Source organism: Oryzophilus luti (genome assembly GCF_059726245.1).
Window position 1 is genome coordinate 2,843,649 of record NZ_AP040874.1, and the last position, 19,324, is coordinate 2,862,972.

At 60.1% G+C, this 19,324-nt stretch carries 13 protein-coding genes; 5 read left to right on the plus strand and 8 right to left on the minus strand.

What is annotated here, in order from left to right:
* Window positions 1–17: 17 nt before the first annotated feature.
* The 4 genes from AC6IZO_RS12170 to AC6IZO_RS12185 all read left to right on the plus strand — a co-directional run bounded on the left by AC6IZO_RS12170 (window position 18) and on the right by AC6IZO_RS12185 (window position 5,217).
* On the plus strand, window positions 18–1,517 hold the full coding sequence (locus tag AC6IZO_RS12170) for a UbiA family prenyltransferase (protein WP_497805069.1): 1,500 nt from the start codon (window positions 18–20) through the stop codon (window positions 1,515–1,517).
* Between the two features lie 19 nt (window positions 1,518–1,536).
* Window positions 1,537–2,859 carry an FAD-binding oxidoreductase gene (locus AC6IZO_RS12175; RefSeq protein ID WP_497805070.1) on the plus strand — a complete coding sequence of 441 codons (1,323 nt, stop codon included), beginning with the start codon at window positions 1,537–1,539 and terminating at the stop codon, window positions 2,857–2,859.
* Window positions 2,856–3,593: an SDR family NAD(P)-dependent oxidoreductase gene (locus tag AC6IZO_RS12180; protein WP_497805071.1), complete on the plus strand. Its 738-nt coding sequence runs from the start codon at window positions 2,856–2,858 to the stop codon at window positions 3,591–3,593. Before AC6IZO_RS12175 ends, AC6IZO_RS12180 begins: the two co-directional genes overlap by 4 nt.
* A gap of 124 nt (window positions 3,594–3,717) precedes the next feature.
* On the plus strand, window positions 3,718–5,217 hold the full coding sequence (locus AC6IZO_RS12185; RefSeq protein ID WP_497805072.1) for a hypothetical protein: 1,500 nt from the start codon (window positions 3,718–3,720) through the stop codon (window positions 5,215–5,217).
* Between the two features lie 28 nt (window positions 5,218–5,245).
* Here the strand turns inward: AC6IZO_RS12185 and AC6IZO_RS12190 are convergent, their stop codons facing one another.
* Entirely contained in the window at window positions 5,246–6,910 is a 1,665-nt protein-coding gene (locus AC6IZO_RS12190; RefSeq protein WP_497805073.1) for a tetratricopeptide repeat protein, read from the minus strand.
* Between the two features lie 483 nt (window positions 6,911–7,393).
* On the opposite strand from AC6IZO_RS12190, the gene AC6IZO_RS12195 reads away from it, so the two are divergent.
* Complete coding sequence (locus AC6IZO_RS12195) at window positions 7,394–8,968, plus strand: hypothetical protein (protein WP_497805074.1); 1,575 nt, start codon at window positions 7,394–7,396, stop codon at window positions 8,966–8,968.
* A gap of 134 nt (window positions 8,969–9,102) precedes the next feature.
* Here AC6IZO_RS12195 and AC6IZO_RS12200 read toward each other — a convergent pair whose 3' ends face one another.
* The 7 genes from AC6IZO_RS12200 to AC6IZO_RS12230 form a co-directional block, all read right to left on the minus strand.
* Window positions 9,103–10,542 (minus strand): hypothetical protein, encoded by a 1,440-nt coding sequence (locus AC6IZO_RS12200; RefSeq protein WP_497805075.1) that lies wholly within the window; start codon window positions 10,540–10,542, stop codon window positions 9,103–9,105.
* A gap of 24 nt (window positions 10,543–10,566) precedes the next feature.
* The gene (locus AC6IZO_RS12205) at window positions 10,567–12,597 is read right to left on the minus strand and encodes a cytochrome c3 family protein (protein ID WP_497805076.1); all 2,031 of its coding nucleotides are present in this window, start codon (window positions 12,595–12,597) and stop codon (window positions 10,567–10,569) included.
* Complete coding sequence (locus tag AC6IZO_RS12210) at window positions 12,594–13,673, minus strand: 6-bladed beta-propeller (protein ID WP_497809956.1); 1,080 nt, start codon at window positions 13,671–13,673, stop codon at window positions 12,594–12,596. The genes AC6IZO_RS12205 and AC6IZO_RS12210 overlap by 4 nt, the downstream gene beginning before the upstream one ends.
* A complete protein-coding gene (locus AC6IZO_RS12215) occupies window positions 13,673–15,526 on the minus strand; it encodes a hypothetical protein (RefSeq protein WP_497805077.1) in 1,854 nt (617 codons plus the stop codon). Before AC6IZO_RS12215 ends, AC6IZO_RS12210 begins: the two co-directional genes overlap by 1 nt.
* A 206-nt stretch (window positions 15,527–15,732) precedes the next feature.
* Window positions 15,733–16,776: a peptidylprolyl isomerase gene (locus AC6IZO_RS12220; protein WP_497805078.1), complete on the minus strand. Its 1,044-nt coding sequence runs from the start codon at window positions 16,774–16,776 to the stop codon at window positions 15,733–15,735.
* A 128-nt stretch (window positions 16,777–16,904) separates the two neighbouring features.
* Window positions 16,905–17,876: a hypothetical protein gene (locus AC6IZO_RS12225; RefSeq protein WP_497805079.1), complete on the minus strand. Its 972-nt coding sequence runs from the start codon at window positions 17,874–17,876 to the stop codon at window positions 16,905–16,907.
* 112 nt (window positions 17,877–17,988) lie between these two features.
* Window positions 17,989–19,311, minus strand: coding sequence for a 6-bladed beta-propeller (locus AC6IZO_RS12230; RefSeq protein WP_497805080.1), 1,323 nt, complete (start codon window positions 19,309–19,311; stop codon window positions 17,989–17,991).
* Between the last annotated feature and the right edge of the window lie 13 nt (window positions 19,312–19,324).

Sequence of the window (19,324 nt, forward strand, 5' to 3'; positions counted from 1 at the left end):
CGCCGCCGGATCCGTTCTTGCCCGCATGGTTCAGGGAGGCTGTGATTTTGCCACAGGCCAATCCGGAAGCTCAAGAACCGCGTCCTTCGCGGCTGTCCATTCCCCTCTGCGTTGATCTTGATGGAACGCTGATTCAGACCGATCTGCTCTGGGAGTGCATCATCCAGCTCCTGAAGCAGAATCCGTTGAGCCTGCTCCTGATTCCCTTCTGGCTGCTGAAGGGTGGAAAGGCCGTGCTGAAGCGCGAGGTCGCGCGGAGAACCTTACTCAACCCGGCGCTGCTTCCCTACAACCAGGACGTCCTCACCTTCCTTATCGGAGAGCATGCCCGCGGAAGACGGCTCCTGCTGGTCACCGCCGCAGACCAGGCGCTGGCCGACAGCGTGGCGTCGTCAGTCGCCATCTTTGACGCCGTCTATGGCTCTCATCCCGGCCGCAACATGAAGGGCCAGGCCAAGGTAGATCTGCTGCGCACGGTGCTTGCAGGCGGTGCGTTCGACTATATCGGCGATTCCCCCGCGGACATGGTGGTGTGGCGCGCCGCAGCGGGTGCCTATGTGGTGGGCACACAAGCAGTCGCCAACAGGGTCTCCGCCGTAACCACCGTGCAGGGCGTATTTCCTGGCCCGCGCGCGCCCCTCGGGCTCTGGCTGCGCGCCATCCGCGTGCACCACTGGAGCAAGAACGTCCTGATCTTCACGGCCCTGGTGCTGGCGCATCGGCTCGCGTGGCAACCCGTCATGCTCACCTTGCTGGGCATGATGTTGTTCAGCTTCTGCGCGTCGGGTGTGTACGTCATCAACGATCTGCTGGATCTGCAGTCGGACCGCGAGCACACCTGGAAGCGCAACCGCCCGTTCGCCTCTGGAAGCCTTTCGCTCCCGAGCGGGTTGGGTGTCGCCATCCTCTTGTTGGGAGTATCGTTCGGGCTCGGTGCCGCGCTGCTGGATTGGCAATTCATCGTCGTGCTTGCGGTCTACGCATTGACCACGACGCTCTATTCCCTGCGTCTGAAGAAGATCGCCATTCTCGACGTGCTGGTTCTCTCCAGTTTTTACTCTGTGCGGATCTGGGCCGGCTCTCTGATTACTGCGACGCCGCTTTCGCAATGGCTGCTCGGTTTCTCGCTGTTTTTCTTCCTGAGCCTGGCAATGGCCAAGCGTTATTCCGAACTGCTGCATGACGGCGAGTTGGCAGAAAGCGGGAATTCCGGACGAAGCTACCTGCCCGCCGACCGCGAACTGCTGATGAGCATTGGAATGGCAAGCTGCTTCTCCGCGATCGTGGTGCTCACCATTTACATCCACAGCAGTGAGGTTGCGGTGCTGTATCGCAGACCGGAACTGCTGTTGCTGTTGTGTCCGCTGATTCTTTACTGGGTGAGCCGTATATGGCTCAAGGCGCATCGCGGAGAACTGAACGAGGATCCTGTCACGCTGGCGATGCGCGACCCTGCAAGCTACGGCATCGCCGCGGCCGGTGCGGCAGTTCTGCTAGCAGCCGCCGCGAGATTCTAGGCATTCATAGAGAAGGACAATGGCAAATCACTCATACAACTCCTGGGGACGCAACTACACACCGCTGCATCGCCGGATTCTTCGTCCAACTGCCCCCGAAGAGCTCGGCCGATTCGATGATTCCACCGTGCCCGTCCTTGCCTACGGACTGGGCCGAAGCTACGGCGATTCCTGCCTGAACGACGGAGGCGACCTCATCGACACCTCCGCGATGAATCGCATCCTGTCCTTTGACACGGCAACCGGACTTCTGCGCTGCGCCGCCGGAATGTCGCTGGAGGCCATCCTGCAGGCAGCCATTCCCAGTGGATGGTTCCTGCCCGTGACCCCGGGCACGAAGTTTGTGACCGTGGGCGGCGCCATCGCAAACGACGTGCACGGCAAGAATCACCATTGCGCCGGAACCATTGGCTGCCATGTGACGCAGCTGGAATTGTTGCGGAGCGATGGAACCCGGCACGTCTGCTCGCGGACGCAAAATGAAGCATTGTTCTCCGCAACCGTGGCCGGCATGGGCCTCACCGGCGTCATCCTGTGGGCGGAACTGCAACTCAAGAAAATTGCCAGCAGCAACATTGCGGCGGACACGCTGACCTTCCACGGACTGGACGAGTTTCTGCACATCACGGCCGTCAGTGAGCAGGCCGGCGTGGAGTACACGGTGGCCTGGATCGACTGCCTCTCCGGCCGCGATGTACGCGGCATTTTCTACCGCGGCAACCATGCGGAAGACGGCCAACTGGTGCCCGCCAAGGCCAGCAGCAGCGCGCTGCGCGTGCCCTTTGCGTTTCCGGAGCTCGCGCTGAACCGCATCACGGTCAAGGCCTTCAACACGCTCTACTACGCCATGAACGCCCGCAAGAGCGGCACCCACACAACCGGCTACAATCCGTTCTTCTACCCTCTGGATGCGGTGAACGACTGGAACCTCATCTACGGCCGACGCGGGTTGATGCAATACCAGTGCGTGGTTCCCGAGAGCGAGGCGGAGGCGTTTCAGGAAATTCTCGGCGCAATCTCGAAATCCGGTGAAGGCTCGTTCCTTGGCGTCATCAAGAAGTTCGGCGGCATGGAGTCCCCGGGCCTGATGTCGTTCCCCCGCCCCGGACTCACGCTGGCCCTGGACTTTCCATTCCGAGGGGAACGCACGCTGCAGTTGTTCGAGCAGCTTGACCACATTGTTGCCTCCGCCCACGGAGCGCTCTACCCTGCCAAGGATGGCCGCATGAACCGCACGATGTTTGAACTTTCGTATCCGAAGCTGGGCCAGTTCGAGCCCTACGTGGACCCGCATTTTTCATCGGGGTTCTGGCGCCGGATGCACGGAGAGGCAGCCCGATGAAGCGCAAGGTTGTGGTGCTTGGAGCAACGTCTGCAATTGCGCAGGAAGTCTGCCGCCTGATGGCGGCCCAGGGGGAAGAGCTTCTGCTTGTCGCGCGGAACCAGGAGCATCTGTCGGCGGTTGCAGCGGATTTAACGGCGCGTGGCGCGGCGGCCGTCGAGTGCCTCTGCTCGGACCTTGCCGACATTCCGGCTCACCCCGCACTGGTGAGCCAGATTGCAGCGAAGGCGCCGCAGATCGATACCATCTTCCTCGCCTATGGAACGCTCGGCGATCAGGAGCGCGCGGAAAACTCCGCCGACTACGCGCTCTCGGAGCTGACCACAAACTTCACGAGCGCCGTCTCGCTGCTCACGCGCCTTTCCGGCTCGGTGAAGAGTGGCGGCTGTATCGCCGTCATCACCTCGGTGGCCGGCGACCGCGGCCGACGCTCGAACTATGTCTACGGAACCGCCAAGGGCGCACTCTCGTTATTCCTGCAGGGCCTGCGGGCAAAGCTGACTGCGAGCGGAGTCCGGGTCCTCACCATCAAGCCGGGACCGGTCTCCACACCCATGACCGCCCACATGCCGCAGACGCGCGCCTTCAGCACGCCGGAGAAAGTCGGGCGACGGATCTTCGATGAGATCGAGCGCGGCCATGCCGAGGTCATCTACGTTCCCGGCTACTGGCGGCTGATCATGGCCGTAGTGCGGCTCATCCCGGAGTCTATGGCCAAGCGGATGAAGTTCTGATCCTCGCGAGCGGCACCCTGTCATGAATCCGGAGTGCCGCTCGCTGGCTTGAATCTGCGTCTATATCCGCGAAGCTCAATCAGCATGCAGCCGGACTGGGTCTGCAACGTCTCAAGGAGTTCTCTTGCCAATCCATCCAGAGAAATTTGATCGCTGGGTCCCGTCTCTCGCCGCCTTCGTGCAGGCCGTGCGGCAGCGCTGGATGGCGGCTGTTGCAATCTCCGCAGCCGTGCTGCTCCCGGTCTTCTGGCACCGGCATCTGGAAGCCTGCGACCTCCCCAGCCACACCTACAACGCGTGGCTGGCAGAACTGGTGACGCACGGGCAGGCGCCTGGCCTCTACACCGTTTCGCAGTGGAGCAACGTCCTGTTCGATCTTCTGCTGCTCTCCACCACCCGCATCTTCGGGTATCTGGCGGGAGAGAAGCTTGCAGTTGCCATCTGCGTGCTGTTGTTTTTCTGGGGAGCGTTCGCCTTCGTTTCCCGCGTGACGGCCAAGCCCGCGTGGAGCGTGGCGCCGCTGCTCATGATGCTGACCTACGGCTGGGTCTTCAACATGGGCTTCATGAACCTGTACCTCTCTGCGGCATTGTCGTTCTGGGCGCTGGCCCTCGCCTTCCGGGGCGGGGTGGGAGATTACTTTGGCGCGGCGGTGCTGCTCGTACTGGTTTCCCGCGCGCATTCGCTCGGAATCGCCTGGGTGGTCTTCACGCTCGCATTCCTTCTGCTTGGACGCAAGTTGGATCGGCGCTGGTATCTGCCTCTTGCGGCTGCCTCCATTGTCGGGTTCTTCCTGATCAGGCAGTTCATCATCGACCGCTATATGCTGCTGCTCGCGGAGCCATCCACTCCTTCCTGGATGGTGGGCGTGGATCAGTTTGTGTTGTTCGGCGAGCGATACCGGTACCTGTGCGTTGCGCTCCTGCTTTTCTTTGTTCTGTGCCTGGGAACCTGCGTGGCCCGATACGGACGCCAGTTGTTGGAAGGCGCGGCGCTGCCCGGCACGCTCTACGCAATCCTGGCGGTGAGCGTGTACTTCGCGCCGCCGGGCTTCTCTCTGCCCGGCATGCAGGGAGCCTTGGGCTTTCTCCCTGAGCGGCTCTCGCTATTCGCGGCCCTGCTGGCCTGTTGCACGCTCGCCAGTCTGCCGCTGTTCCGCTGGCAGGTCGCGGGCTTCTGCGCATTCGCACTGGTCTTCTTCGGCTTCTACTTCGGGGACACGGCGAGGATCGATACCGTCGAAACCCAGTTGGACCAGCTCGTGCAAAAGCTGCCGGACCAGCACCAGCGAGTGGTCAGCACGCTGGAAGTGCGGGGCTCCCGCATCGCCATGCGTCATATTCTGGATCGGGCATGCATCGGCAGGTGCTACAGCTTCGCGAACTACGAGCCTGCTTCCGAACAGTTCCGCATTCGCGTGAGAAGAGACAGTCCCGTCGTTGTGGACAACGAGGATGACTCCCGCGCCATGCAGGCCGGACTGCACCTTGTGGCCCCGCAGGATCTGCCGCTGTATCAGGTGCATTTCTGCAGCAACACGCCATCCACCGTGTGCATGGAGGCTTTGCAGGCCGACAAGTACAACTACGACATCCGCCTGGCACCGCCCCCGCAGTGGAAGTGACGATCGGGACCGGCGCTGGCTTCCGCCGCTAGCGCGCGGAAGGCCCTTGAATCTGCTGCAACAGTTGCAGCGCTGCCTGATTCTGCGGATACATCTGCAGTTCGATCTGGAATTCGCGCCGCGCGGTTTCGGCATCGCCTTGCGCCAGCCGCGCCGCTCCCAGCATCAGATGTGCGCCGGGCTGCGCGGAATTGATCTCAATCGCCTGCTGCGCCAGAATCTCGGCGTTCCGCAGACTGCCGGCCTTCAACTCCACCTGCGCCAGAACCACAATCCATTTCGGACGCCCCTCGAGCGCGATGGCGCGCTGCATATAGCGCTCCGCGGCCGGAAGGTCATTGGCGCTGAACGCCGCGTTGCCGAGGTCGAACAATGCCATGGCATTGTTCGGCTCAATTTCGAGCGCGCGCTTCAACATCTCACTGCCGCTGGCAATGTCGCCGCGCTGCAGCATCTCCACCCCTAGGTTGACCCACGCCCGGTCATACTGCGGCGTCAATTTCACCGAGTGCTGGAAGAGTGAGACGTCGTCTTTCCATACCCCCTGGTAGGTCACCGTCCGTGCCGACAGCAGCACCAACAGCACCAGCATGACAATGGGCTGCCAGCCAACCTGCGTTTCCTCTGCACGAGGCTTGAGCAGGCAGGCGAGCGCAACCGCCAGAGCAATACTGGGAATGTACAGGTAGCGGTCGTGCACCAGTTCAAACGGCACAAATAGCTTCAGATAGAGCGGGGCTGCCAGCGGTGCCATCGTCCAGACAACACAGAACCAGAGCTTGCCGCGGCCTGCAAAACGGAGAAGCAACCACGCTGTTGCCGCCGTGAACACCACGACCAGCAACAGGGGCAGCAGAAATTCCCTGCTGGCTGGAGAGCTGACAAAACCCAGCGGATAGAACAGGCCCAGCGTGTACGGAAACACGAGTTTTGAGAGGTAGAACCAGAGCGCCGCAGGCTCCGTCAGCAGCCAATGTCCCTTCGCCAGATTCTCCGCGAGCGGATGCGCGAAGCCATGCAGAATCTGGCTCCGGAGAGCGAAGAACCCGAGGGAAACCAGCAGAAAAGAACTCCCGGCGATGAGCAACAACTGCTGGTTCACCTGCTTCTCGTCTTCATCCACGCACAGGGCCAACACCAGCAGCAAGGCCGGAGTGAAGATGCCAATCTCCTTCACAAAGCAGGATGCCGCCGCACAAAGCAGCGAGAGGCCCCATGCCGCGGGGCTGCCACTCTTCAGCCAATGCAGAAACGCGAGCGCCGAAAGCAGGATGAAGATTGTCATCAACGGATCGGCTGCGTCGGAGATCCAGGTCACGGCTTCCACATGCGTGGGATGCACGGCAAATACGGCGGCGGCAAACAGCGCCAGCCCGCGCCGGTGCAGCAGTCTCCATGCAAGATGGAAGACCAGCACCACACACACCAGATGAAGCAGGAGTGCGCTCAGATGCCAGCCCAAAGGGCTCATGCCCGCCACGGCCGCAACGCTCCACTGCCAGATCAGGTTCAGCGGCCGGTAGAAATTCGAACCGTGATCGCCACTCAGGTCGGTTGTGAACGCGGCGACGATGTTCTGCCAGTTCAGAGGCGTCGGGTTCTCGACCATCCCATGGTCGTCGTAGACAAAGCCAAGGGTCAGGCTCCGCGCGTACACCAGCAGCGTCAGCAGCGATAGCAGTGCTTCCGGCACGCACGGCAACTCCAGCAGCGAGCGCCACCGTTTTGCAAGTGAGGATGATTGCTCCGGCAGAGACAACGGGATATTTCTCCTTGCGTGAATTATCTCAGTTGCGGCGAATTTATTGATGGAGGTTTTTTGCCGCCGCATCGGTGGCCGCCTCCTGTGTGGCTCATCGAACCTGCTTGCACCCGAGGCTATTGTTGCGCAGCAATCAAGCGGAAATACTCCGGATCTCGCGCCTCCGTAGACGATTCAGGCACATCAAGTGCTGTCATAATATTGAGTGCCTGCGCCTTCGTGATCGAGCCATCTCCGTGCACTTCACCGGAGCAAGCCGAGAGGCAGAGCGCACGGTGTATGTTGGCTCAAAGGAAGAGGCCGCGAGCCTCTGCGGATTGCCGCGCGGGGCTTGCGCACGCAGTGGTGTCTATGCGGGCTTGGTGACGCCAACCAGACATCTGCATACGGAACGGTGGAACACAGAGGAGCACAATGCAGGAAAACAGTCCCTCCCCGGAAGAGCACGCGGAGCAACCTGTCTCGCAGGAAGCGGGAACCGTGCAGGAAATCTTCCAGATGCGCTTTGTGCAACTGGCCGCGCTTGCAGCGGTGCTCGGCTTGCTCACCTGGATTTCCCTGAGCCTGAAATCCTCCGTGCTTGATCCAGACCTCTTCTGGCATGTGGCTGTCGGCCAGTGGATTGTGCAGCATGGCAGCGTTCCGCACACCGGCATCCTCTCGCGCACGGCCGCGAATCTTCCCTGGGTTGCCTACAGCTGGGGAGCGGAGGTTCTGGTTTCGCGCGCCTTCGCGTGGTTCGGCCTGATGGGCCTCGGACTCTACGGCGTCGCAACAACCTTCATGGTCTCCCTTGCGCTGCTCTGGTCGCTGCTCCGCCTCATGCGAAGCTTCTGGGTTGCCCTCGGCATCTGGGCCATAGGCTCGTTCGTGACCGTCTTTTCGCTGATGCCGCGACCGGTGTTCTTCTCCATGGCGGCGTTTCTCGTGCTGCTCACCATGCTCCTTGATGCCGAGCGCGACGGAGACATGAAGCGCCTCTGGTGGCTCGTGCCTCTGTTCCTGCTCTGGGCCAACCTTCACATCCAGTTCGTCTACGGCTTGTTCCTGATGGGCGTTCTGTTCGTTCCAGCCTTTGCTTTCGCGCTGGCAAAACCCTACCCGGCACTACGTCAGTGGCTGGAGCAGAACTTTGAAACTCCCCGCCTGCCCGCCCTCCAGATCGCCCTGCTGATTCTGGCGTGCGTGGCCGCCACCTGCGTCGGCCCGTACACATTCCACCTGTATGAAGTCGTGTTGAATTACGGCCGCGCCACCATCACTTATTCCACCATTCAGGAATTGCAGCCGACGCCCTACAACCAGTGGCAGCACTACCTTCCGCTCGTGTTTACCGCAGCTGCCTTCTTCATTCTCGGCACGCGCAAGCGAATCGCCGGTTTTCAGTTGTTGCTGCTGATAGCCGCCACGGTGATCTCCGTGCGCACGATACGCGATACCTGGTTCCTCTCCTACACGGCCATGCTCGTCTTCGCTGATTCCTTCCGGCTGCTGAATACGACGAAGCACGAAGCACGTCCCGCAAAGCAGGTCTGGACGGAGATTGCTGCGGTTTCCGCAGCCTGGCTTTTGATCTTCGCGCTGCTGGCAACCAACGTCGACTTCACCACCCGCGGCCTCAACCGCGCCATCGGCGAGGCCTACCCCGTGAAGGCCTGCAATTACCTGCGGCAGACGCTGCCGCCCGGCCCCATGTATAACGACCTCAGCTGGGGAGGATTTCTCACCTGGTATCTGCCGATGTATCCGGTCTCGGGCGATCTGCGCAACGATCTCTATGCCGGCGAACTGGGTGACATGCTGATGCGCTCGCAGACCGAATCTGATGTCTACCGGAAGAATCCCTATCTCAAGGAGTCGCGGTTCGTGCTTCTGCCTTCGCAGGAACCGCTGGCAGTCTCGTTGTCAGTCAATCCCGAGTACCGGCGCATCTACAGTGACGGGCAGGCTGATATCTTCGTTCCGGTCGAGGCCGGAGGACAGCACTGAGGAAGATGGGAAGTGCAGGAAGCTCGGCTCAGAGTGGAAGAGCTTCCGGAAGACTCTAACTGCGAGCGGAAGACGCACGATGCGTTGGGCGAAGGCTACGTCGTGCGACTGATGGGGCCTGCTGTGGGAAGGGGCTACTGCACCGCAAAGACGATGGCGACAGAATCCTGATACACCGCCTTGTAGCGCTCACGAAGCTGCGGAATCCTGATGAGTGCCTGCGCCATGGGCGCATCCGCAGGGAGCAGCAGTGTGCGTGACTCCATGAACGCCGGAACACTATCCAGCGGCGCCTCGCCCGTGGATAGCTGCTTTTCCTGTTCGTAGGCGGCCGCACCGTAGGCTGCCACGCGGGAATCCATGACGGCCGGATAGTCCGGAAGCGCAAAGATGACGTACCCACCCCACCCGCTCAATTCAAACAGTGGCCCAGACAGCTTGTGCTCCTGAATGTACTCGGCAGCCCGCACCGGAAATTTTCCGGCCACGCGTTCCTGCAACTGAGCGGGCGAGAGCGTTGCCGCCACGATCGCAATGACCGCAATCCCGGAGATGGCTGCCGCCAACCCCAGCTCACCGCATGACGCCCGCGGCTCTTCCTCATCTTCTGGCCAGAGCATGGCAAAGGCAGCGACGGCCGGCAGCAACGCCAGCCAGGTATCCCGCTGAAAGCGGAATGCGAACGGAACCATCACCACCAGCGCCAGAATCAGGAACAGGTTCCGGCGACGCCCCAGCACGAAGAAGACGCCCAGCACCAGCAGCGCCAGCACAAAGTCACGCGACTGGCGGAAGCCGAGCGCGTGCATCTCCGGCAGGTACTTGAGCAAGGGAGCGCTGTAAAGCTCATCGAAGAAATTGGCGTACAGATGGAATGAGTAGGGTGCAACGCACGGGAGGATAACCGATGCCGCCGATACGGCAAGCAGCTTCTGCATCGGGATTCGTCCACCGCTTTGCGGTGCCGGAACCCATTGTGCAACGGCCTCGGCCGCCACGAAGAGCAGCAGCAGAAGCAGCCCCCACGGAAACTCCGGCCCCAGGGTGGCCCAGAAGAAAAACAGAACAGGAATGGCGTACAGCGCGCGGAGATCACCGGTGCGCTGCACGCGCAGCAGCAGCAGGAGTTCAACTCCATAGAGAACGATGCTGACAGCCGCCGGATCGCAGGATGCCGCGCCGGCAATCCACAGTGCCAGCAGTGCGAGGATGCCGGCCGGAAGCCACCGCTTGTCCCGACGCCCGCCTGCCAGCAGGAACAACACAACCGCCAGGGCCATCCTGGCGATGATGGCAAAAAGCGGGAGCGCCCGAATGCCAGCCACGGCAAAGCCGAGCGAGATCAGGACGTTGGTGCCCCACGCCGATGCTGTCCAGGGGAGTTCCGCCGCACGCGAAAACAGTGCCTGATGCGGCAGCGTGTGTGTGTGCAGAATCCACTCGCCGGTTCGGATTCTCCACCAGACGTTTGCATCGTCAAGCGCCGTCCACTGCCGGCATTCCAGCAATGCGCCGGCCGCAAACAGGGCCAGCAAAATCAACAGTCGCGCCAACTGGCTGGAGCGCAGTTTCATCCCGAGGGCAGGCATTTCTTCTCTCTACCGAATGATCGCCGCGCTCGACTTCTTGACCGTCGATGTCGCCGTATCGGTATGGGCATGACCGTGGCACACAAGGCTGCACGAGTTGGTTGCCCGGTTGTAGGTGATGGGCCGCTGTTCGTACGCCGCCACCACATTCACATCGAAGCTGACCAGACGGTCGCCGGACACCGACGTGGTGCTGGCGGGTACGCCGTGTGCCGTGTGGCAGACCGAGCAGGAGAACCCGTCGTTGATATGGCGCGCGTGCTCCGTGAAGCTTCCCGCCGAATTCAGCTTCGTCAGGTCGTGGCACTTTGCGCACAGCGCATACGGGCTTACGCAGGGCTGCGACGAACACGAGGCATCCAGATTCGGGTTCGGGAACAGGTTCTGAATGGCTGTTCCGGCACCGCCCGCAGTCGAGACCTGGCTCATTTCATAGCGCCGCTCGAGAATGTGCGGATAGTTGGAACCATGCGGACCGTTCGGGCCGCTGCCGCCGGATTCGCGGCTGTCATCGCTGTTGTGGCAGTCGCTGCACATGATCCTCGATCCCATCGAGCGTCCCAGGGTCTGCCCGTCCAGCTTCTTCATGTTCGTCAGCAGGCTGGGCTGAGCCAGGCTGCTGCTACGGTCGTGCATCACCGGATGCGAGGACTTCGCGCTGGATCCAAATTCGGCGAGCACATTCAACAGCTCGCTGGAATTGACCGCATGGTTCGGGAAGTAGCCGTACTGGGTCAAGGTCTGCTTGCCAACGCTGGTGCCATGGCAGCGAAGGCAGGTCTGGTACTGATACTGCGCTGGCTGCACCACGGTCTTTCCATCTCCCTCGCTGATTCCTGTCGTGTTGTTCTGCGAGAGACGGATGGTGGAGGTCATGAAGGAATCGACCGGCTTGCTGGAATGCGGATTGTGGCAATCGACGCAGGTGGCGTGCCGGTTGTTGTCCAACAGGGCCGCTTCACCCGTCTGGTGCGTGTTCGACGCGGTGGGCAGCGGATGCCCCGCCTTGTTGAATTCCGCCAGGATGTTCGGGAGCGTCGGCGAAACCGTGCTGTCGCCGTCATGACAGGTGATGCAGCTCCGGGTATTCGTATCGAGGCTGAGAGCGTTGACCGTGGTGGGCTGCACCAGCAGCATCGTTCCCTTGCCGCCGTTATGCATCACATGGCACGCGCCGCAACCGCTCTTGCCAACCGTTCCGTGCCCGTTGATGGCCGTGCCGCGCTTCGTGATTCTGGTGCTCATCGCGTGCGCGCTCTGCTTCCAGACGTCCAGATTGTTGACCAGCAGCTTCCGGGTACCTGCACTTGCGGTTGACGCCGTGGTTCCCGCATCAGCCGACGAGGATGACAACGCAACCGGCCTGCGCAGCATGGAGGTGGCGCCGGTGGTCGTGGAGGTGGTGGAGCATCCGGTCTGCCCGGCGCAATGGCACGCCAGACACAGAGCCGAAGAACTGTTATCGACCACCAGGAACATGCCCGTCGCGTCGATGGACTGGTTGTGAGGCTCATGGCAGCTCGTGCACTGCACATTCTTGTCCACCAGCTTCACCGCTGAATTCAGGGTGCCAGTTCCATCCAGAAGCGTCTGCGGAAGGTCTCCGTCCGCACTCTGCTGCAGGGGCAGGGTGAAATTGAACGGATGCACACTGGAGAGATCGGTTCCGAACACGTCGACCGAGGACATGCTTCCGCTCATCTCGATCTTGCCGTAGGGAGTCGTCTGTCCGGGCGCGACTGTTCCATCATGGCAGCTCAGGCATTGGTTGCTGACCGAGCCATAGGTCGGCTGGTTCACCTGGTTGGTTGTGCCCGAAGGCAGGGTGTAGCTCTGCTGCCTGGAAAGCGTCTGGCTCCACAGCGCTCTGCCTCCGTTGCCGGAGTGCGGCGCATGACAGTACAGGCAGGCGGAAAGCTTGCCGTGAATAGGGCCGGTGGAACGCTGCAAGTCATGGCTGCCGAGAATATCGGTTTGCTGGGCGAAGGCCGCCGAGAGAAGTACCAGGCTGAGCACAGCGCCGAAGAATGCCTGCTTCACTGTCGCTCACCTCGTTTCGGCTGCATTGCAAAATACTTGAAAACCTGCACGCGCCGGTTCAGGGAATCGACGACGAAAATGCGATCCTGCTTATCGATGAAGATCCCCGTCGGAATGCGGAATTGTCCCGGGTTCACGCCGCCGTCTCCGAAAGAATAGAGCAGTTGCCCGCTGTCATCGAAAATCTGCACGCGGTTCAACATCGCGTCGGGAATGTAATAGTGATGCTCGGAATCCACAGCGATTCCCTTGGGGCGGAAGAACTGGCCAATACGGTCATCGTCCGGACCGAAAGAAGACTTGAATTCTCCGTTGCTTCCGATACGTTGCACCCGGAAGTTCATCGCATCCACCACCAGCAAATCCTCGCCATCCAAATGCAGTTCCGTTGGATAGTAAAATTGTGTGCGCTTGGATTGCTCGCCGCCAAACTCCCCGAGGACATTTCCTTCCATGTCCAAGGCGAATACCTTGTTCCGCATCGTGTCCGAGACGTAGATTCTTCCCGCAGTACGGTTAACGGCAACTCCGGTTGGCCGCTTGAAGAATCCTTCCCCGCCCCGGCTGCCAATGGTGCGGACGAACTTTCCTTCCGGCGAAAACACAAAAATCTTTCCCGCCTTCGAGTCCGTTACGTAAATCGTATCCTGCTGGTCAACCGTCACGCACTGCGGCTCGACCATGGCGTCGTTTTGTTTTTCGCTTCGCTCCAGGAACTTGTACTTGTGGCGCTCGAAGTCGAAGATATGAACCCCTTGCGCGCCCGGATCGCTGACAATCGCACGTCCGCGGGAATCGACCGCAACCCCATAGGGGCGAATCATCCGGTGCATCTCGGGCTCGCCGGCAATTACATCCAGCAGCTTGCCCCAGAACTTCGTCTTGCGGATCTCCCGCTCGGCGCTAAAAGAGCTTTCATATACCAGCTTCCGCCCTCCCTCAATCAATATGTCTGGTGGAGGGGGAGGGGCCACCGTCTTTTCTTTCCCGTGAGCCGCAAAAAGGGGAGAGGCGAGAAGAACGCTTAGCGCACAACAGGCGATCCACCGCAGCCAGCCTTTTCGCTCATCTTTCATCAAAACAACTTTATACCCCGGTATATCCCAAAGTTATAAGAATTGACCGGGTGCAGCGGGTTCCCTGAGGTGGTTACCCCTTGCATTACACGGCTGTATGAGGCAGAGACGTACAACTTTCGAAAACGATAGCGCATCAGCAAGTATCCCACTGTGGAACGGTTTCCGACGAGCGTGGACTGGCTCATGCTGGTCCCCTTCTCCTTCGAAAGCGACGCAACCAGGCTCAGTCTTTTCAGCGGGCTGTAGCCAGCGGAAATTCCGTAGCTCGTGGAATCAAAGCTGGACAGCGTGCCGCCAAGCAAGGAGGTGTCTGTTCCCGATGAAACCAGCCCTGAACTGGTCTGGAGATAGTACTGATGCGTTTGCCCCCAGAACGCGCTCGCCGAGAGATGACGGCGGGAGAAACCGGTATAAATGCGCTCCTGGTGAGTACTTCCACCGTTGCTCGAAAGTGCGCTATGGCCGCCCTGGAAATTGACGTGCCAATAGGTTCCGCCCTTCACCTTCCGGCTCAGTGCCGAGGAGTAACTCACGCCGGAAGTGGTAATGAACGAGGCGATCGTCTGGGTGTTCTGGTTGTAGGTGACGTTGGCCACGTAATTGAACCCATGAAAACGCTTATCGTAGGTGGCCGTGCCGTAGAACCCCATGCCGGTGTTTCCATTCTGGTTCGCCGCGTCGTTCATGCCTGCCGTCAGGTAAAGGCCGCCAAGCAGGGAGGTCCAGTTATAGCTCACGTTGCCATAAGCCGTGGTCGAGTCGTATTCGGTCCCGGCGTAAAACTGTTGCGAACGCGTGGCGCCGCCCGTCACCAGAATCCTCTTCGGCGCGCTCCAGCTCAGGTTGCCGCTGTAGGTGATGCTGCGCAGAGAATTGGCGGAGCCGGAGGACAGCGCCGTACCGGTGCTGAGCAACTGCAGGATGGAGGAATCCAGCGCATTATCGTTGTAAGAAAATTGCGCATTGGCTGAGACGCTGCTCACCGGCCGGAAGATCAGAAACGTCGTGATGCTGTTGGCGGAGTTATCTCCGCTTTCGGTGAGTCCTGTCGTCTCGGCGGTCTTGAAGTTGAAGGCACTGTGCGTATAGGCAATCGACAGGTTGCCCCCCGGCAGGAAGCTCACCGGACGATTCGTGTTCGCCTGCCAGATCGATCCCCCGGAGTGAACGTCTGTTCCCACTCCCGTAATCGCTTCCGGCGTTGTGGATGCGTTCTGCTGATGCGTGTAGGAAAGGTTGATCGGCCAGCGGCGCAGGGCAAAGCTCGACGACAGGCTGATCGAATTGGAATTCGTCCTGGTGGTGCCGTCGATCCCCACGATGCTGCCGTCCGAAGTTGAATGGCTGAACGAGGCGGAGAGGCTGGGCTTGTTGGGAAGGTACGCTCCCCATCCAACGCCCCATCCCGAGCCATTGCCGTGCGTCACAAGAGACGTGGAGCCTGGAATGGCATATTGGCCGGTCGAATCAAACGAGCGCGAGTAATTCACCCAACCGGGAAACGCGCTGCCGGTGAAGATGTTGGCGGTGGAATTCACGCCGCTGGAGTTGCCAATGCTGACGCTGCCGACGCTTTCCTGCGTGCGCCCGTAGTACGGGTGTACATCAAAGTTCAGAAATTTGGGATTGAAGTAGTACCCGACAAGCTGGCCGTCTGCGGTGAGGTTGGTGCTGTGGCTCGAACTCCCTGCGGTATCCGAGTAAGTTCCACCATAGCCGCCGCCGATCGTGCCGAACATGCTCACCTGAGTCGACTGGCCAAGATTCACCTGGCCGACCGCGACCCCGAACATGCCGAACAAAACAACGATCAGCCCACTCCAGCGAAACATACTCGAAGAGACTCCCACACACCATTATGCAATTCGGAGACCAGATTTAAAGCTCTGCAAACCATTACATATCAGCTTCTGGTCTCCTGACAAACGACCTGTTTCTGCGCTATTCCCCACAGAATCGCGCGAAATCCCCCAAATACGGAGTCGTCGCCCTAGATATTGATAAAAGAGGATGAACGAAATTTGCAGGAGCAAGGAGAACTCCTTGCTCCCACTCACTATAACTGCTCGATCTTTGCACCCTTGTGCAGTTTCTGGTTCAGCTGGGCGCGCAGTTCTTCGGTACGTTTCTTCTGAAGGTTTTCCTTCATTTCCTTGCGTACCTGCGCAAACGGAGTCTTGCCGGCGGGCTTGCGCTCAATCAAGCGGAAGAACGTGTAGCTGTTATCGAACTGAATGATCGGGCTGATGTCGCCGGGCTTCATCTTGGCGGCTGCCTGAGTGATGGGCGGCGGCATCTTGGCCGTCTCAATCCACTTGCGGTCCCCCATCCGGACGTGCCAATCGTCATCCGAATACTTTTCTGCGATCAGGCCGAAATCCTTGTAGGTCTTGATGTGCTTTGCTTCGGCGTAGGCCTTGTCCACCTTCTTCTTGGCCTCTTCCTTGGCGCCGGCCACGGCCGGAGGAATCACGGACACGGTCTGAATGTGGATGCTGTCGCCGTACTTAAAGGCCGCGATGTTCTTGTTGTAGAACGCCTGAAGCTGCGCCTCGGTAGGAGTGGCCTTGTTGTAGACCTCCTGCTTCAGCATGTCTTCAATCAGCAGGGAGCGGCGGATCCTTTGTTTCAGGACCTGTTCGTTGCCGTTGCACTCAACCTGCACGTACTTCTTGAACCCATCCTGCCCGCCCAACTGCTTGCGGAGATCGTTCTCAGCGGTGCGGATGCGCTGCGGAGCAATCACCATCTTGCGCCGCTCGCCCTCCTGGTACACCAGCTCTTCAAACACAAGCATTTGCCGGGCGCCTTCGCGAATCTCATTCTCCAGCGACTTGGGGAAGCCGCCGTGCTGCTGTGCGTAAGGGAACAGGGCGTACATCTCATGCAGCAGGTCGCGGTCGGTCAGCTCGCGACCGTTCACGCGCAACACTGTTTTGCCGGTGACCTGCACCTTGATGAGCTCCATCGTCGGCTGACCATTCTTGGCGGGCGCCGCCGGTGCCATCTTGGTAGGAGCATGCGAGGCGACAATCTGCGCCATCATCATTGGGGCCAGCAGAACCGGCAGCATGGAGTGGAGGAGTGTACGAAACTTCATGATCCCTCGTAAGGCTTGATCGTAACTGGCGCTGGCTGGGTGGACGCGCAGTCAAGAACAGAAAAGAGTGAACTCAAACAATGGGGAGGGAGATTCCTCCCTCCCCACAGGATACATCGATGGTGCAATTAGAACGCGGTGGTAACGGTGTAGATGCCGCTGCCTTCGTTCGAACCGCCCGCACCGGTGAAGTGGCAAGCGCGGCAGAACTGGGTCGCCGAGCTGGCCTTCGTGCCATCGGTGTTGGAAGCCAGGGAGCCCGGATTGTACGGGGCAACCAGGAAGAAGTAGGTCGGGTAGGTACCCTTCACGCCAGCGTAGGTGCCGGTCGAGGTGTACATGGTGTGCGGCGTGTGGCAGGTGATGCAAAGCACGAACGAGGTGCCCACAGCCGGGGTGCTGGCATAGCCCAGAGTCGCGCGACCCTGGAAGAAGTTGCCATAGTTGCTCACGAACTTGTCATAGTTCGTGTTGGTGCCGGAGGTGTAGGTGACCTTGTTGGTCGCGGACAGGGTGAACGCGTTGGCGTTCGAGCCCAGGACCGCACCCAGCGTGGCGCTGACACCCACCGGGTGGTCATTGGTGTAGCTGTTGGTGCTGCCGTCGTTGGCAAGCAGGGTCGGGATGGTGTTCGGGCCGTAAACGTTCACGGGCAGAACGCCGATCTTCTGTTCGTACAGCTGGTTGGTCATCATGCCGCCCTTGGCGACGTTGCCGTCGTGGCAGGAGAGGCAGAACATGATGCCGGTCACTTCGCCCTGGGCGTCGTTAGCTTCGGCATCGCCAGCAGGCAGGGTCTCAGTGAAGCTGCCGCCGCCAGAGGCGAGCGTGTAGCTGAACAACGGGGTGGTGTCCTGACCCCACAGAGCAACTTCGCCGGAGTTCGGATCGCCGAACGCCGCCGCGCTCGAGGCCGCGTTGCCGCCGCCACCTGCGCCGCCGCTGTGAGGAGCGTGGCAACCCGTGCAACCACGGCCGCCATTCTGGTGCGCACCCAACTTATCAACACCCATGATGCCGGTGCCCTGGGTGTAGGTCTGGGCCATCGCGAGCGACGCGAAGACCATAACGCAAAGAGCCAACACGAAGAACTTCTTCATTTTTAAAGACCTCCTGATTTGTACTGCAATGCAACCCAACTGCATACTGCTTGTTACTTCTTGAAACCCCGAAGAGTTTCAATTCTTGACCGCCCGAAGGCGATCAAACCCTTTATTTCGGCTCCTCGGCAGGCTTGTCAGCCGTTGCGGAGGCTGCCGCCGGCGTGGCCGAGGCCGGAGTCTTGCCCTTCTTCTTGAGCCGCTCCTCTTCCTCGACCTTCTGGCGCTCCAACTGCGCCTTCGCCTCATCTTCCGTAAAGTAGCGGAACATCTGCACGCGCCCCGGATAGATCTCGGAGGTAAACACGCGGTTCTGGCGGTCAATCGTCAAACCTGCCAGTGAGGAAAACTTGCCGGGCAACCCACCATGGCCGCCCATGCGCATCAGGAACTGCCCTTCCGCGGTGAACACCTGGAGCGTATCCTGCACGGCATCCGCAACCCAGATGTGCCCATCCGAATCGATCGCGATTCCCTTGGGCCGCGTGAACTTGCCGGGGCCGTCTCCGTTCTTTCCGAAGGCGCGGATAAAATTGCCATCCGCATCAAACACCTGCACGCGGTCGTTCCAGGTATCGGTCACATATAGGTTGCCGTCACGGTCCACCGCTGCATTGGTGGGCACGCCGAAATCGCCCAGTGAGGTCAGCCGGTGCGCCTTGCCCGGAGTGCCGATCTTGCGGATCAGCTTATGGCTGTCCGCGTCATAAACCAGAACCTGATCGGAGGCCGTATCCACCACGTACAACTGGCGGTTCTCGGTATCCAGCGCCAGCCCGGCAGGCTCGGTCATGCCCTCATTGAAGCTGGTGACGAACTTGCGATTGTGGTCGTAGATGAGCACGCGATGGAAGACGCCGTCCGAAACATAGAGCGTATCGTCATCGTCCATTGCCAGGCCGATGATGAGACCGAAGCGAACTCCGTCACCGCTCTTGATCAGATCGCACTCTTTGGTTTCCGTATTGAATACGAAGATGGCACCCACTTTGCTGTCAGCTACGTACAGCTTGCCAGCGCGGTCAACCGCCATGCCGTAAGGATTCGAAAGAACGTAAACCAGCTTGTGCTTCTTGTTGGCGTCCGGATCGGCCATGGCGTCGCCACCGGCCATGCGCTCCATCCACGAATTCTTCTTCTTGATTTCCTTCTTCGGCTCAATCTTCTCGAGCGGCTGTGAAGAGAAGTAATTCAGGTACTTCAACCGCGTCGGCGCCGGCGGATTCGGCCAGATGATCTTGGAATAATCGAGCTGGTCCAAGGTCTTGAACTTCTTTTCCGGCTGCGCTGACTCGGTGGGCTTGGCAGGCGTGCTCTTGTCCTTCTTCTTCTTGTCCGCGAACATGCTCGACGGAGCCAGCACAATACTGCAGGCAAGCGCCAGCGCGAGCAGATTCCGGAACAGATTCCTCGAAGTATGGACAACAGCTGACATCTTCCTTTTATCC